Source organism: Kitasatospora sp. NBC_01300 (assembly GCF_041435235.1).
GTDB lineage: Bacteria > Actinomycetota > Actinomycetes > Streptomycetales > Streptomycetaceae > Kitasatospora.
Map to the genome: position 1 here is coordinate 5,714,396 of NZ_CP108408.1, position 14,779 is coordinate 5,729,174.

Below are 14,779 nucleotides of genomic sequence, written 5' to 3' on the forward strand. Positions count from 1 at the left end.
GGGAAGCGGCCGCATCCGAGGAGTGCACCGCTCTGCAGCAGGTGACCGTACGCCTGCCCGAGGTCAAGGAGGACACCGCGCCGCCCTGGCGCGAGCACGGCTTCCTCCGTGACCTCGACGACTGGACGACCGGCGTGCTGATCACCCACCTCGCCCACGCCGACTGGGTGGGCCGCACCCTCACCCTGCGCGTGTCACGGCTCATCGCCGACCGGCTCCTGTCCCGCTCCCACGGCCTCGACTGCCAAGCCCACCAGGACAGGCCAGCCCCCACCGTGCCCGTACCTTCGGCGAGCCCGATTCGGCCCGGGATCTTCGACGACACCCCGGTCCACGGACGCCAGCCGCTCACCGCGGATCATCTGCGCCTGCTGCGTTCCACTCGGGCCGCAGCCGCGGACGAGCTGTACATCGTCTTCTTGTAACTCCTCACCCCCGGTTGGAACATCCGAAAGAGTCGAGTTTCTGGCGGCCATCTGACCTGGTCGCCGTGGGTGATCTGAGTCAGGCTGTCTCCTGGCAGCCAAGCGCGGGGATCGGGCGGGGACGGCCGACGACGGTGGCAGCACCCGGGTCTCCGCGTGCTGCCACCAGTATGTCGGCGCCCCGTACTCCTCGTGGGCCCGGCCGCACGCCGTGGGATGATCAGTCCCATGAAAGGCACCGGCCTGCGGGGGACAGCATGAGTGACGGCACCGGACATCTGTCCAAGCACGTCTGGTCGGTGGCCGACCTACTGCGTGGCGACTTCAAGCCTTCCGAGTACGGGCGGGTGATCCTGCCGTTCACGGTGCTGCGCCGGCTGGACTGCCTGCTGGCACCGAGCCGGCCGGCGGTGCTCGACGAGGCCGAGCGCACCGACGGCGAGCAGGAACGGGAGCAGCGCCTGACGGCGGCCTCGGGTTGGCCCTTCTACAACCTCAGCCGGTTCTCCATGGAGAGCGTGCTCAGCGATCCGGAGAACGCCGACCGGGTGCTCCTGGGCCATGTCGCCGGGTACTCCCGGAACGTCAGGGAATTGCTGGACGGCTTCGAGTTCGAGCGGACCGTCGCCCGCCTGCACCAGGCACGACTCCTCTACCCCGTCGTCAAGCAGTTCGCCTCGATTGACCTGGGGCAGATGATCACCGACGACCACATGAAGGACCTCTTCGAGGAGCTCGTGCGCCGGTTCGCGGAGAGCAGCAACGAGTCGAGCGGGGAGCACTACACCCCCCGGGATGTCGCCCACCTGATGGCCGGCTTCCTCATCTCCGCAGACTCGGACCTCCTGGCGTCGCCGCACGCCGTCCGCACCATCCTTGATCCGGCCTGCGGGACGGCTGGCCTGTTGACTGAGGCGGCTTCGTACATCGCGCTGATGAACCCCGGGGCAGACATCACGTTGTACGGTCAGGAGATCAACCGGGAGTCATGGGCGATCTCCCGTTCCACCCTGCTGACCAGCGGCCGCCGGGCCTCGACGATCGCCTTCGGGAACGTCTTCGCCGAGGATGGGCACCAAGGAACCGCCTTCGACTACCTTCTCGCCAATCCGCCGTTCGGCGTCGACTGGAAGAAGAGTGTGTACGCGGTCCGGTCGGAGCACGAGCAGCTCGGCTTCGCGGGCCGCTTCGGGGCCGGTCTTCCTCGGATCAACGACGGCTCACTGCTCTTCCTGCAGCACATGCTGGCGAAGATGAAGCCGGTGAGCGCCTCGGGCGAGGGCGGCAGCCGGATCGCGGTCCTCTTCAACGGCTCCCCGATGTACGCCGGGGCCGCGGGGTCCGGCGAATCGGACATCCGGCGGTGGATCGTGGAGAACGACTGGCTCGAGGCCGTGGTCGCGCTGCCCGAGCACCTCTTCCACAACACCGGCATCAGCACCTACCTGTGGGTCCTCAGCAACCGCAAGCCGGCACAGCGCAGGGGCCAGGTGCTGCTGCTCAACGCCCAGGACCAGTACCAGCGGATGCGCCGTTCCATCGGCTCGAAGCGCAACTACATCACGTCGGACCAGATCGCCGAGATCACCGGGCTCTACCTGGACACCCTGTCCGCCGACCCCGCCCAGCAGCCGGACGACCGGGTCCGCATCGTCTCCACCGACGAACTGATGTACCAGCGGGTCACAATCGAACGACCGCTGCGGCTCCGGTACGAACTGTCCGAGGAGGTCCTGACTCGGCTCGCCGAATCGCGCATGATGCAGAAGACCCGCGATCCCGCCGCCCTGGTGGCCGCCCTGCGTCCGCTGGTCGGCTCGACGTGGACGAGGGGCCAAGAGGCCGTCACGGCGCTGCGCGGGGCGGTCGCCTCGGCCGGCGTGAGCTGGCCGCGCGGGAAGGTCTTCGAGGCAGCGGTCCGCAAGGCCGTCGGCGTGCGCGACGGCGACGGAGAGCCGCAGCGGATCGGCGAGGCGTACGAGCCGGATTCCGAGCTGCGCGAGTTCGTCCACCTGCCGCTGCAGGTGGATCCGAGCGACCACCTCCGACGCGAAGTGCACCCGACCGCTCCGGACGCCTGGATCGACGACAGCAGGACACGGGTGGGCTGCGAGATTCCACCCGCGCTCTTCTACCGGCCGGAACTCGACGGCGACTTCGAACTGCTGCGCAACCTCGCGCGGCTGGAGACCACCCGGGTCAACCCGCCGCAGAGCGGGGAACAGGAGGACGGCGCCGACCGGCCCAAGCACCTGCGCGCCCAGGACCTCCACGAGGCGGACTCGGCCGTCGAGCTCCCCGACGCTCCGGAGGATGGGACGTCGCTGACCCTGTGCTCGGGCGGCATGCTCGTCGGACGGCCGGGCAACTGGCGCCTGCTGCCGCAGGGCTTCGGTGAGGCGGCGACCTCCCTCTTCGTGCTGCAGCCGCTGCGCGGCAGCGGCCAGGCGCTCTGCGAGTGGCTGAACTCCCGCAAGGACAACGGCCAGTACCCCAGCGCCCGCGATCTGCTGGACACGCACGTCCCCGTCGACCTGGTGACCGACAGCGAGGTGGAGAGCCTCCTGGAGACCGTGCAGGAGGGGCGGCGCGCACTGCGGACCACGATGTCGGGAATCCTGCCCAATGTCTTCGGCAGCGGCGAGCGGGACGTCCAAGGCGTTCGGAACGAGATCAGGTTCGCCGCCCACGAGGCCGGCCTGATCGGCGAACTCGTGCGGCCGCTGGACGACCCGATCTGGCGCGCCGAGTGGAGCTTTCCGCACCATGTCGCCGCGCTGTCCCGTCGGTACCGGGTCAGTACACACCCGGCGGAGCGGAAGGACGGACTGCTCAAGCTGGGCGAGGGCCTTGCCCGGGTGCTGGGCGTGCTGGCGCTCACCGAGCTCGCAGCGTCGAACGGCTTCTCCAGGAACCTGCGCAAGCAGTTCCGGACCGGCGCTACCTTCGGTACCTGGCTCTGGCTCCTAGACCGGTTGGAGGCCGAGGGCATCGCGCCCCGCGTTCAACAGCTCGCCACCGTGCGCGACCGGGGTAACGCACGCGCCCTGTTGGGCCACATCAAGGACTTCAGGAACACCTCGCACCACGCCCACGGTGTCCGCGCCAGCCATCAACTGGCGGAGGACGTCGAGCGGCTGGAACCGCACGTGGTGCGGGCGATCAGCGCGGTCAGCTGGCTCTCCGGGGCACACTGGGACTGGGTGGAGCGGTGCGAGTACCTCGACGAGGGCTCGTACCGGATCGTCGGGCTCCGGCTAAGGGGCAGCCATCCGAGTTGGGAGCCGTTCGAGCGGTCGAGCACCCAGCCGCTGCGGCCCGACCGCATCTACGTGGACAGTGCACCGCACGGGGCTCCGGTCGACCTCTGGCCGTTCGCCGCCGTCAGCCTGTGCGAGGAGTGTCGGACCCGGGAGCTCTTCCTGCTCAATGAGGTCCGGGACGGCCAGTTGACGCTCCGCAGCCTGGAGGAGCATTCGCTGGAGATCACCTACGACCTGCCCCAGTAGCGGCGAGTTGCTCCGTCAGCTGGGCTTGGCACTGGCTTGCCGATGGGAGTTCGCGGCCGCAGCTCTCCACTGCTCAGCACCCGGGCCGCACCAGTACGGCGCAGCAGGGCGGCGACCGGTTCGGTCGGTCGGAGCAGGTGGAGCTGCGCGCCTGCTTCGCGGGCCCGCAGGTGGGCGCGGATGAGGGCGCTGAGGCCGCCGGAGTCGCAGAACGCGACGCGGGACATGTCCACCACCAGCTCCCCCTGGAGGGTGGGCAGGCCGGTGGCGTTCTCCACGGCTGCCTCCAGCAGCGGCGCGGTGTCTTGGTCGAGGTCGCCGACTGCCCCTGGAAGCTCATGGGACAGCGTGCGCGGCGGGGACGGGTCTACCGGCGGTGCGGGTCTCCCTTGGCCAGTGCTCAAGGGAGACCTGGTAGGAGGCAGGCCCGGTCCTACTGCCGGGCGGGCCGGTCAGATCAGGCGGTCGTGGTGCTGAGCTGCAGTCTCGCGGACGCGCTGGGCGAAGCGGTCGCGGCTGCGTCGCTGGTGTTCCTCGGCCTGTTCGTCGTCCCAGTCCTCGGCGCGGCCGAGGTCTTCGTCCGTGTCGAGGCTGGCGTGCTCGCTGTGGAGGAGCCAGCAGCCGTGGATGCCGGCGAGGAGGTCTTCGAGGAGGTCGCGGGCGGGGCGCTTGGGGTCGAGCGGGGTCAGGCGCAGCTCGATGTCCTCGAGGTCGGGTTCGTCCTCGTCGGTGTAGTCGCCGAGGGTCTCTTCGAGGTCGTGGAGCTGTTCGCGCAGGGCGGTGGGGTCGGGGAGCACGCCGTCGGTGATGTGCATGGCGTGGCGGACGAGGCCGGTGACGGCCTGGTGCGGGGTGGCGCCGTCGGCGATGAGGCCGAGGACGAGGGTGGGGGTTTTGTGGGGGAGAGCCTCGATGTTGTCGGCTTCGAGGACAACTTGGGTGGGGTGTTCGCCGGAGACTTCGGCGGCGACCTCGGCCGCGGCGGCGAGGCAGTGGGCTGCGGCGACGGCAGTGGCGGTGGGGTCGACGGCCAGGAAGAGTTCGGCGGGGCCGAAGGGGTTCTGCTGCAGGAGGTGGTCGGCGGCGGCGACCTGGACGGGGGAGGCGTCCTCGCGGCTGAGGAGGACGGCCTGTTGGGCGCGGCCGGTGAGGTCGCCGAGCTCTGCGCTCTCCACAGCGGCGAGCTCGGTGGCGCTCTCGGTGAGGACGGCCTTGGTGAGGTCGGAGTCGTCGAGGTCGTGCAGGGCACGCCCGATCCGGTTGGCGGATTCGGTGAGGTGGCTGTAGGAGACGACCATCGCGCCGCCGCTCGGGAGATTCGGTCCGGTGATCGCACCGGCGACCTCGGCGAAGGCCTTGCGCTCCTCCTCGCGGCGCCGGCCCTCGGAGTTGGGCTCCAGCGACGGGGCGGCGCTCGCGGGGCGGGTGTAGGTGCGCCACGCAGCGTCCGACAGCTGGCTGAGGGTACGGGCCAGGCCCAGCAGCGTGGACGTGCCTGCGCCGTCGGGGAGGGCCGCGATGCGGGTAGCGAGGTCGCCCTCGCCGGTTCCCCAGGAGGCGATCAACTCACGTCGGTGAAGGTCGACGCTGTAGCGCGTCCTGGGCTGCACCTCCGATGGTATTGCTGTGCACCGTATGGCCGTTCGCCATTCTGACGCACTGGCAGGCGACCGGGGCGTCGCGGCTGGAGGTGCCCTGGGCCCGGTTGACCTGCCGGGTGGGATGGACGTGGTGATTGGGGAAGGGGGGCTGATGTCGGTCGGGCAGGGTCGAGCAAGGGGCGCGGTCCCGAGTTCAGCGCGACCACTTGGGGCCGTCGTGGCCGTCGGCGTGCCGCAGCTCCGCTGGTACAGAGGTGAGAGCCGGCCGGAGGCGTGCGAGGGCGGGATGCCGGTGACGTTGAGTGCCAGCTACACGGCCTGTCGCTGGCGGCACTGACTTTATGCATAAGCCCGCGGACATCTCCGATAGGCGCGTGAAGGACCCGTAGGGACGGGGTCGACGGCGATGTTGAGGTGTCTGTGCTGTCGAGTAATCGCCAGGTTGCGCAGGGTGGCCAGGTCGTGGGTCCGCGGTTGGCGCGGACTGGTCTCGGCGGCGCGACTCGACTGCCTGCCCCGTCCTCACTGGGGCCCTGGCCGCAGGCTGGCAGTGCGCTGAAGGTGGCGCTTGGAAGGCTCGCCAAAGTTGAGTGCCATCTTGTCAAGAAAGCTTTGGTGGCGCTATAACTTTCTCGTCGAGGTGCCCGGGCGGGAGAGCAGGGCTGGGCAGGCCCGGCGCCATGCCGTCCGTGGGCACCCGTGGCCGTTCACGACTGTGAGGAGCTGATCCCCCTTGCTGATGCGTACCAACTCCCTGCGCGACCTCGACCGGCTCCCTCCGCAGCCGGTCGGCACAGTCTCCCAGCCGGCAGGGATGCCGCTGGTCGCCTACCGCGACGGCGAGGTGTTCGTACTGTGCCTGGATCTGCCGGGCATCGACCCGCAGACCGTTGACCTGAACGTGGAGCGCAACGTGCTGACCGTGCGCGCGGAGCGCGCGTCCGGGCTCCCGCAGGGTGCGCAGGTGCTGGCGGACGAGCGGGTACTGGGCCGGTTCTCCCGGCAGGTGCTCCTGAGCGATGCACTGGACACCGACCGGATCGAGGCCGACTACGACCAGGGCGTGCTGAGCGTGCGCGTGCCGATCGGCGAAAAGGCCCGCCCCCGCAAGATCACCATCACGGCCAAGGCCGAACGCGAGGCCATCTCCGCCTGACCCTGGCGGCGCGGCTTGGAGGTTCGTTCCCAGTCCCTGCCGCTGACCGGCCGCCGCCCTGCCGGGTGTCGCTCGCCGACACCGGCGAGCACCCTGGGCGCGAGCGGACCCGTTCGTACGGGCCCGGACCCCCCTTCCGGTCCGGGCCCGTACGGCGGGCCGCCAGCGGGGTGCCGGCGTGGTCCACGGCTGGCCGGCCGGCCGGCCGCCCTTGCCCGGGTGCGGTCGCGTGCGCGGCCTTGGGCGCGCACGGTTGACCCATGGGGATCGTGGTTCTGCTGGAGCTGGTCGAGCCGTTGGACGCGCGCATCCTGGGGGTGGGCGGTGATCCGGTGGACGTCCTGTCGGTGTGCCGGGTCCACGCCGCTCTCTCGGATCCGGATGCCCCCGGTGGCCCGGGGCCTTCGACCGCGTGCGGAATGGACACCGGCGCGATGGTGGTCGAGCGATGGAGCCCGGAACGGCCGGGGCAGGGGTGGCATCCGCCGCGTTGGGCCGGATACGTCTGCCTGACCTGTGATGCCGCTGTCCGCGCCTTCTGATTCAGGAATGCGGCGGGCCGGCTGGGCCTATCGGGCCCGCGGCGGACTGTCATCGTCGTGGGGGGCATCGATGGCGTCGCGCAGGGCGGGCAGGTCCGTGATGGCGGCCTGTTCGGCGAAGCGGGCCAGAAGCCTACGGAGGCCCCGCTCGTCCCGGTCTCGGACTGCTTCGCCTATGGCCGCCGCCAGCGACGCCTGGGTATGGGGGTCGGGGGTGCGCACCTGCCGCGCGGCCTGCGGCCCTTCCACCGCTCGCCTCCCGTTAACTTGTGGTCCTGGCCGCTGGGCGCGGCGTCTTCCGTCCTTGCGCGGCTGCGGCGACCGGCCGCCTCACCCCGTGCGGGGCGAAGACTACCTCCTCGACCGGCACCGAAAAATCTGTGCCCGATGGAGTAGACATTGCCGCGCACCGTGGTTAATGTTTCTCTCGTAGACGAGGTCAGCGGTACCCGCCAGACACGAACTGGCGGGCAGCAGTACAGAAGTTCGCAGGTAGGAACGGTTGCAGGGTCCTGAAGCCAGGGATGGTGCAGTAAGGCGACATGACCGGTGACCGGGCCGGGCGCCCGCAGGTATCAGGGGCCGCCGCCCAGCGGTACCGCAGTTCAGCAGGAGCAGTACCCGTAGGTGAGAAGGACGCAGGACGCGCCGAGCAGGTGGGCGTGAAGTAGTGACGCAACAGCGGCGCGGTAGCGGAGTCCCGGAGCCACGGCAGGTGCAGGACGGCGACGGGACTGGCGGCCGGGCCAGGTGGCCCGCAGGCATCAGGGGTCGCCACCGAGCAGTACCGCAGTTCGGTAAGCGCAGTACCAGCAGTGTGAAGTCGAGTTGGGCAGTACCAGCAGTCGAAGTACGCGGTATCCCGGTGAAGGCGCCCAGACTGCGGGCGCGCGCGCTGGGAGTCCGGCAGTGGGGTTCCAAGCCAAGTGGTTAGCAGGACGGGCGACGGGGCTGGCTGCCGGACCCGGTGGACCGCAAGGACCGCCACAGCAGTACCGAGTGGTTGGCACTACCACGCAGTTCGAAGTACAAGCAGTTCCGCAGTACCAAGCAGTTCGCAGTACCAGGCCAGTACAGAGGATGAATGGAGGGGACAGCGCGCCATCAGGATCGCCCGGCCCGTGAGGAAGTCGCCCGGGCGGAATCCGAAGACCCCAAGGCAAGGACGGTGGTTTCCGGTCACGCATACGCGATCCCCGCACACCCCCTCCCCCGGGGCGACGCGGACATAAGGAACCCGGCCCAGAGCCGGTAGATGGTGTAAAACCCTTCGGGGCCCCGGGAGCCACTTCGGCCCCGGGGCCCCTCAGCGCGTCCCCGGACACAACAACAAGAAGAGGTGCAGTGACCACGGCAACCATCCGACCGCACACCCCCGACTCCCTCGACGACGACGACTACCCCGCCTACACCATGGGCCGCGCCGCCGAGATGACCGGCACCACCCCCGGCTTCCTACGCGCCCTCGGCGAACAGGGCCTCATCACCCCCCTGCGTTCCGACGGCGGACACCGCCGCTACTCCCGCTACCAACTACGGATCGCCATGCGCGCCCGCGACCTCGTCGACCAGGGCACCCCCATCGACGCCGCCTGCCGCATCATCATCCTCGAAGACCAACTCGAAGAAGCCCTGCGCATCAACGAAGAGCTCCGCCGTTCCCCGCGCGGCCAGGAGTCCGCCGCCGACACCTGACCCGCCTGCCAGGCTGACGAGACCGGTCCGCGGTGAGCGACACGTGCTCACCGCAGGCCGCCCCGGGACACGACTACCCCTCAGTCCCCGATCGCCGGCCGACCGTTCTCCAACGGCCAGGCTGCCCAACCCCCTGTCTCACTGGCGCGGACCGGTTCCAGGCCGCCCGGTATGACGGCACGCCGCCCGTTGAAGTGCACGCCAGGGGTTCATCCACCACCGTTCTGCCCGGGTCATGACGCGTGCCCCGCAGCGTGGGCCCCGGCCTGCCCGAGACCGGGGCTGCGAGGAGTACTTCGGTGGCGGTCCCCGCGGAGTCCGACTCCTTGCCCTCGACATCCGCCTGCGACCGGGGACCGGCGCCCTGGTGTTCGACGCGATGGGCGACCGGGACCAGGACAGCGGCCGAAATGCTGAACGCCGTCGTGGACAGCGCCCTGGGCACGCGACTGCCGGCGCGTCGGCGCCGGCAGGGCGGGCCTAGAAGCTGAGCAGGCCGATGGCGTGGCCGTCGGGGTCGACCACCGGCCACGTGTCCAGGCCGCGGGCGCGCATGGCGGCGGCTGCGGTGTCGGCGGGCATGTCGGCGGTGGCGAACGGGGCCTGGTCGAGGACGATGTCGCGCACGGGGGTGCGCTCGGTGGCCCGGGTGCGGGTCTGGAACGGGGCGAGGTGGCGCCGCGTCAGGAGGCCGGCGCAGCGGCCGTCGTCGTCGCGGACCAGGAGGTGGTCGGCGCCGGAGCTCTGCAGGATGTCGATCGCCATGTCGAGCATGACGTCGTCGCTGATCTGCAGCTCGGGGTGTCTCATGAGGTCGCCGACCGTGGCGGTGGTCGCGGGGTGTTCGAGGGTGAGGGTCATGGGCGGACTCCTTGGTGTCGGTTCCGCCGGGGCCGGCGGTGGTCGGGGCCTCGGCGGTGGGAGGGCCGGCGGGGTCCGCCGGAGCGGGCCGGGACTCGTGTTTCGCGCTGGTGAGTCGTGTGGGCCTGGACCGCGGCGGCGGTCCAGGCCCACACCTGCCTACTAGGCGGCGAGGGCGACGCGTCGGGGTGCCCGGCGGCGGCCGGAGGAGCCCTGGTTGTCGCGGCCGGCGGCGGTGGCGCGGGTGTCACCGGCCGCGCGGGCGGGGCGTCCTCGACGGTTGCGGCTGGTGGAGGTGCTGCGGCGGGGGCGTTCGACGACGGGCGCAGGGATGGTGGTGGGGATGCCGGTGGGCACGCGGGCTCCGGTGATGCGGGCGAGGTCCTCGTCGCCGGCGCTGACGCGGGTGGTGACGGGGGTGATGGCGGCGGTGGTCATCATGCGGGCCATCTCGCGGCGCTGGTTGGGCAGGACGAGGGTGACGACGGTGCCGGACTCCCCGGCCCGGGCGGTGCGGCCGCCGCGGTGCAGGTAGTCCTTGTGGTCGCTCGGCGGGTCGAGGTTGACGACCAGGTCGAGCCCGTCGACGTGGATGCCCCGGGCCGCGACGTTGGTGGCGATCAGTGCGGTGACCTGGCCGTTGCGGAACTGCTCCAGGGTGCGGGTGCGCTGGGGCTGGGACTTGCCGCCGTGCAGCGCTGCGGCCTTCACCCCGTTCGCGAGCAAGTCTTCCACCAGGCGGTCGGCGCCGTGCTTGGTGTCGGTGAACATGATGACGCCGCCGTCGCGGGAGGCGATGTGGGCGATCGTGGCGTTCTTGTCGTAGTTCTGCACGTGCAGCACGTGGTGTTCCATGGTGGTGACCGCCGCCGCGGACGGGTCCACCGAGTGGGTGACCGGGTCCTTGAGGAAGTTCCGCACGAGGCGGTCGACGTTGCGGTCCAGGGTGGCGGAGAACAGCATCGTCTGGCCGCCTTCGGCGACCTGTTCCAGCAGTTCGGTGACCTGCGGCAGGAAGCCCATGTCGGCCATCTGGTCGGCCTCGTCGAGGACGGTGACGCCGACCCCGTCGAGCTGGCAGTCGCCGCGCTGGATCAGGTCCTTGAGCCGGCCGGGGGTGGCCACCACGACCTCCGCCCCCTGGTTCAGGGCGTGGGCCTGGCGGCCGATCGACATCCCGCCGACCACGGTCACCATCCGCAGCCGCACCGCGTGGGCGAACGGGGTGAGGGCGTCGGTGACCTGCTGGGCGAGCTCGCGGGTGGGGACCAGCACCAGGGCCAGCGGGCGGCGCGGCTCGGCGCGCCGGCCGGCGGTGCGGGCCAGCAGCGCGAGACCGAACGCGATGGTCTTGCCGGAGCCCGTCCGTCCACGTCCGAGGACGTCGCGTCCGGCCAGCGAGTTCGGCAGCGTCGCGGCCTGGATCGGGAACGGCTCGGTGACGCCCTGACGGGTCAGGGTGGAGAGCAGGGCCTTCGGCATGTCCAGTGCGTCGAACGCCTCGACGGCCGGCAGCGCCGGGGTGGTGCTCACCGGCATCGCGAACTCGCCCTGCGGAGAAGAACCCTGGCGGCCGCCACGGCCGCCGGCGGGCCGGTCACCGTAGAAGGAGCTGCCGCCGGAGCGGGAGGAGGACGAGGAGCGGGAGGAGGACGAGGAGCGGGAGTTGGCGTTCTGGTACGGGGAGCGGCTGGAGCGGTTCATGTGAGACCTTCCTGGGGCGGCACGTCGCGAGGAAGCTCCGCAGCGCGGGGCGCCGGCAGGAGGCCGCAAGGAACGGGCCGAAGTGTGGAGTGCGGGGCGTGGACGGTGGAACCGTGCGGCACGTCACCTTGAGGTCGGCGCTCACCGCGGAGGGCGGGAGCGGAGAACCTCGAACCGCGGGGTGTCACGGCAGGGCGGCGATCCGGACGCGGCGCTGTGCGTCTCGCGTGGGGATGGCAGCCGGTGGCGGAGCCAGGGGGCCGGAATCAGCCGGGGAAGCGCGTCGTGGCGCAATGCCGAGGGGCCCGCACCGGGCATCATGTACGCGGTGCGGGCCCCTCGCTACCAGGCGGGTGCCGTGGCAGAAAAACTACAGCGGACGAATGTTCTCGGCCTGCGGGCCCTTCTGGCCCTGCGTGACGTCGAACTCGACCTTCTGGCCCTCGAGCAGCTCACGGAAGCCGTTGGCGTTGATGTTCGAGTAGTGGGCGAAGACGTCAGCGCCGCCACCGTCCTGCTCGATGAAGCCGAAGCCCTTTTCCGCGTTGAACCACTTCACAGTGCCATTAGCCATAAAGAAATCTCCTTCAAGGGGCTGTCCGAAGCCCGCACAGCGCGCGCTTCGAGTCGCCGCGATGAGCACCCACCCGGGGAAGAGCCGGGAAACAAAAAGGCGCCTGCGAAACATCAGCAGGCGCACACAAAGTTCATGGGAACCACTACTGCAACTAAAGCGACTCTAGCAGGCCCAGGCCCGTCGCGGGTGGATATTTCACCCCCACTTCTCCGGGAGCCTTCCCCCGGGGCCGTCGGCCGCGAGGCGACAGGACCACCAACACACATGGAGAGCGGCCTGGTTGAGCGATCACCCGTACTCCTTCGGCGCCGACCACTCGCCTTCCCCGGGGAAGGCGAGTCGCGCGGGTGCGCAGCGCCTGCCCTGGCCGCGCCAGACCCGTGAAAGCGACGCACCACGCCCACCGGCGCCATCCGGGGGCGCGCTGTACGGCTTGCGCGAAATTCCTGTCGTAGCTCCGAAATTGAGTGCGTCGAGAAGTCCCGCTCCCGCGACTTTCGGCGCATACTGCAGGGAATGACGAAATCTGCAGCAGTCCGCCGTGTCCTGCCCACCAGTCCCTTCAAGGCCCGGATCGAAGCGCCGCGCAAGCACTTCGCCGTCGGCGACCGCGTCACCCACGACACGTACGGCCTCGGCCGGGCCATCGGCGTCGAAGGCGACAGCGACATCGCGGTACTCGTCGACTTCGGATCGCGGCGGGAACGCATCACCCACCCCTACGCCGCGATGTTCAAACTCTGACCCAGGGCGCACGCGGCTCTCCGCCGAGTGTGCCGCGAGTGTGCGGACCCCTGCGGTACGCCCCTGGCTCGCCGCGTCGGCACGCCGTCCAGGGGACACGCACCCCGATCGGGTCGAACGGGAATCCGCAGCTCCGGCCCTGTAGCCTCGCCGGCCATGACTGGAACAGCATGTGACGAAACGTCAAGGGCGGCTGGCTGCGGGCTGGGCAGGCGATAAACTCTGCGCGTGGATGACAAACATCTGTTTGAGTCCGTCTGTGCAGTGCTCTCCCTCCGAGGGTTCGAGCCGGCGCCGCCCCAGGCGTCCGGGCTCTGCGCCCGGCGGCGTCCGGGGATCGGCCTGGTGCTGGAATGGAGCCCGGGCCAGGACCTGATCGGACCGACCCTCCACGCCTGCCCGCATCCCGCCGACGCCGCCGGGCGCACCGAGTTCCGCGGCATCCGCGGCGCGCTGATGCTGGCCCTGGCGGAGGTCCTCGGCTCCGAGGGCTTCACCGTCACCGCCCTCGGAGCCGACCTGCTCGTCACCGCCGGCCCGTACGATCCGGGCGATGCCCCGACCCTCACGGCTGCTCTCAACTGCCCCGCACCACGACGCAGCCGATCGGCGTGTCAGGTCGCCGCCATGTAGCGCCGTGCCGTGCAGCAGGCGCAAGGCCCGTGGTCGCCGTGGCCGCTGCCCCGACCCGTGGGCGCCGCGGAGGCCGTGTCCTATTCTGGTGGGCATGTCGAACCCTGACGGGCTGCTCGTCGACATCGCCGCGATGGTCGAGTCCGAGCACAGCAATCAGATGTCCCTGACCGTGGTGGTCCCCGGCGCGGTGATCACCGGCAGGCTCGCGCCGGTGACCCTGTGGTTGGATCGGGTGGCGGAGGTCCTCCAGGCCTCGGAGCACCTGAAGCCGTTCGCCGCTCTCTTTGCCCCGCCCGCCGACGGCCCGCCCGCACGGCCCACCCATCTGCATCTCCACCGGGCGAAGATCCTTCAGGGCGACTTCGGGCTGCCCCACACCGGCGGCATGTACCGCATCGCCATCGAGGATGTCAGCAGCTGGACGGTCGGGGACCTCAGCTACTCCGATTCCTGAGGACCACGGCAGGCCGAGCGGCCGCCCGGCTCGACGCCCTACGTCCCCGCTGCAAGGAGTCGCTGAGCCTCGAGTGGGGTGTCGTGACCGCTGGCCAGGGTGTCGGGGTGGAGCCGCTGACGGCCCCGGCCGGAGAGACGAAGGGCACAGCGGGCAGGCGGAAGGCGCCGGCGCCCCGGGCGGTGCCGTCCATCTCCGAGCGGACCATCCCGAGGACGCGCCCGACGGCGTCCAGCCCGGCTGCGCCCTCCAGTCGCCACGTCTTGTGCCGCGCTGCGGTGTTGCCGTCCGGGGCGACGGCCAGAGCGTGCAGCGCGAGGCCGTCCCCGATCCGGCCCCTGCGGCGTGGCCGTGCGGCTGGAGGGAGCTGTGGCCGGGTTGCCGGTCCGGTCAGGTGTCCGCGGCGGGTTCCTGGTGGTGTTGGGTGCGGCGGAGTTGCTCGTTGATGCGCAGGGCTTCTTCGAGTTGGTCTTCGAGGATGACGATGCGGCAGGCGGCTTCGATGGGGGTGCCCTGGTCGACGAGGTCGCGGGCGCGCATGGCGATGCGTAGTTGGTAGCGGGAGTAGCGGCGGTGGCCGCCGTCGGAGCGTAGGGGGGTGATGAGGCGGTGTTCGCCGAGGGCTCGTAGGAAGCCGGGGGTGGTGCCGGTCATTTCGGCGGCGCGGCCCATGGTGTAGGCGGGGTAGTCGTCGTCGTCGAGTTTGTCGGGTGTGTCGGGGCTGGCCGTTGTAGTCACTGCACCTCTCTGGTTCTCGGGGAGAACGCGTCGAGGGGCCCCGGGGCCGTGTCGGCTCCGGGGCCCCGAAGGGGAACAACACCATCTACCGGCCTGGGCCGGTCCTTCTACTTCCGCACTGCCCCGGGGGAGGGGTG

General features: G+C 70.6%; 14 protein-coding genes. 8 read left to right on the forward strand and 6 right to left on the reverse strand.

Translation table 11 applies throughout. The annotated features are described in order from the left end of the window. The first annotated feature begins 41 nt into the window (after positions 1–41). Together OG556_RS25365 and OG556_RS25370 are read left to right on the forward strand one after the other, a co-directional pair. Positions 42–425 carry a hypothetical protein gene (locus OG556_RS25365; protein WP_371519633.1) on the forward strand — a complete coding sequence of 128 codons (384 nt, stop codon included), beginning with the start codon at positions 42–44 and terminating at the stop codon, positions 423–425. A gap of 257 nt (positions 426–682) precedes the next feature. Continuing rightward, the gene (locus tag OG556_RS25370; RefSeq protein WP_371519636.1) at positions 683–3,934 is read left to right on the forward strand and encodes an N-6 DNA methylase; all 3,252 of its coding nucleotides are present in this window, start codon (positions 683–685) and stop codon (positions 3,932–3,934) included. Here the strand turns inward: OG556_RS25370 and OG556_RS25375 are convergent. Together OG556_RS25375 and OG556_RS25380 are read right to left on the reverse strand one after the other, a co-directional pair. Further along, positions 3,916–4,338: an STAS domain-containing protein gene (locus OG556_RS25375; RefSeq protein WP_371519638.1), complete on the reverse strand. Its 423-nt coding sequence runs from the start codon at positions 4,336–4,338 to the stop codon at positions 3,916–3,918. The genes OG556_RS25370 and OG556_RS25375 overlap by 19 nt on opposite strands. 48 nt (positions 4,339–4,386) lie before the next feature. Then, complete coding sequence (locus tag OG556_RS25380) at positions 4,387–5,544, reverse strand: hypothetical protein (protein WP_371519640.1); 1,158 nt, start codon at positions 5,542–5,544, stop codon at positions 4,387–4,389. 724 nt (positions 5,545–6,268) lie between these two features. Between OG556_RS25380 and OG556_RS25385 the strand changes: the two genes are divergently transcribed. From OG556_RS25385 to OG556_RS25395, 3 genes are all read left to right on the forward strand, one after another. Beyond that, entirely contained in the window at positions 6,269–6,691 is a 423-nt protein-coding gene (locus OG556_RS25385; protein ID WP_371519643.1) for an Hsp20/alpha crystallin family protein, read from the forward strand. 260 nt (positions 6,692–6,951) lie between these two features. Next, the gene (locus OG556_RS25390; RefSeq protein ID WP_371519646.1) at positions 6,952–7,233 is read left to right on the forward strand and encodes a hypothetical protein; all 282 of its coding nucleotides are present in this window, start codon (positions 6,952–6,954) and stop codon (positions 7,231–7,233) included. A 1,413-nt stretch (positions 7,234–8,646) separates the two neighbouring features. Continuing rightward, positions 8,647–8,928 carry a MerR family transcriptional regulator gene (locus OG556_RS25395; protein WP_371522887.1) on the forward strand — a complete coding sequence of 94 codons (282 nt, stop codon included), beginning with the start codon at positions 8,647–8,649 and terminating at the stop codon, positions 8,926–8,928. Between the two features lie 480 nt (positions 8,929–9,408). Here OG556_RS25395 and OG556_RS25400 read toward each other — a convergent pair whose 3' ends face one another. From OG556_RS25400 to OG556_RS25410, 3 genes are all read right to left on the reverse strand, one after another. After that, positions 9,409–9,789 (reverse strand): CBS domain-containing protein, encoded by a 381-nt coding sequence (locus OG556_RS25400; RefSeq protein WP_371519649.1) that lies wholly within the window; start codon positions 9,787–9,789, stop codon positions 9,409–9,411. 162 nt (positions 9,790–9,951) lie between these two features. After that, positions 9,952–11,493 (reverse strand): DEAD/DEAH box helicase, encoded by a 1,542-nt coding sequence (locus OG556_RS25405; RefSeq protein ID WP_371519652.1) that lies wholly within the window; start codon positions 11,491–11,493, stop codon positions 9,952–9,954. Positions 11,494–11,863: 370 nt separating this feature from the next. Further along, on the reverse strand, positions 11,864–12,067 hold the full coding sequence (locus OG556_RS25410) for a cold-shock protein (protein WP_099897249.1): 204 nt from the start codon (positions 12,065–12,067) through the stop codon (positions 11,864–11,866). 519 nt (positions 12,068–12,586) lie between these two features. Between OG556_RS25410 and OG556_RS25415 the strand changes: the two genes are divergently transcribed. The 3 genes from OG556_RS25415 (at position 12,587) to OG556_RS25425 (ending at position 13,904) form a co-directional block, all read left to right on the forward strand. Then, positions 12,587–12,814 (forward strand): hypothetical protein, encoded by a 228-nt coding sequence (locus OG556_RS25415; protein ID WP_371519656.1) that lies wholly within the window; start codon positions 12,587–12,589, stop codon positions 12,812–12,814. Between the two features lie 228 nt (positions 12,815–13,042). After that, the gene (locus OG556_RS25420) at positions 13,043–13,447 is read left to right on the forward strand and encodes a hypothetical protein (protein ID WP_371519659.1); all 405 of its coding nucleotides are present in this window, start codon (positions 13,043–13,045) and stop codon (positions 13,445–13,447) included. A 94-nt stretch (positions 13,448–13,541) separates the two neighbouring features. Further along, positions 13,542–13,904, forward strand: a complete 363-nt coding sequence (locus OG556_RS25425; RefSeq protein WP_359913424.1) for a hypothetical protein — start codon at positions 13,542–13,544, stop codon at positions 13,902–13,904. 390 nt (positions 13,905–14,294) lie between these two features. Here the strand turns inward: OG556_RS25425 and OG556_RS25430 are convergent, their stop codons facing one another. Beyond that, positions 14,295–14,576, reverse strand: coding sequence for a MerR family transcriptional regulator (locus tag OG556_RS25430; protein WP_371522889.1), 282 nt, complete (start codon positions 14,574–14,576; stop codon positions 14,295–14,297). Between the last annotated feature and the right edge of the window lie 203 nt (positions 14,577–14,779).

Coding starts and splice junctions, on each gene's coding strand:
- OG556_RS25370 (WP_371519636.1), top strand. CDS start 683: ATGAGTGACGGCACCGGACATCTGTCCAAGCACGTCTGGTCGGTGGCC.
- OG556_RS25390 (WP_371519646.1), top strand. CDS start 6,952: ATGGGGATCGTGGTTCTGCTGGAGCTGGTCGAGCCGTTGGACGCGCGC.
- OG556_RS25395 (WP_371522887.1), top strand. CDS start 8,647: ATGGGCCGCGCCGCCGAGATGACCGGCACCACCCCCGGCTTCCTACGC.
- OG556_RS25400 (WP_371519649.1), bottom strand. CDS start 9,789: ATGACCCTCACCCTCGAACACCCCGCGACCACCGCCACGGTCGGCGAC.
- OG556_RS25405 (WP_371519652.1), bottom strand. CDS start 11,493: ATGAACCGCTCCAGCCGCTCCCCGTACCAGAACGCCAACTCCCGCTCC.
- OG556_RS25410 (WP_099897249.1), bottom strand. CDS start 12,067: ATGGCTAATGGCACTGTGAAGTGGTTCAACGCGGAAAAGGGCTTCGGC.
- OG556_RS25415 (WP_371519656.1), top strand. CDS start 12,587: ATGACGAAATCTGCAGCAGTCCGCCGTGTCCTGCCCACCAGTCCCTTC.
- OG556_RS25425 (WP_359913424.1), top strand. CDS start 13,542: ATGTCGAACCCTGACGGGCTGCTCGTCGACATCGCCGCGATGGTCGAG.
- OG556_RS25430 (WP_371522889.1), bottom strand. CDS start 14,576: ATGGGCCGCGCCGCCGAAATGACCGGCACCACCCCCGGCTTCCTACGA.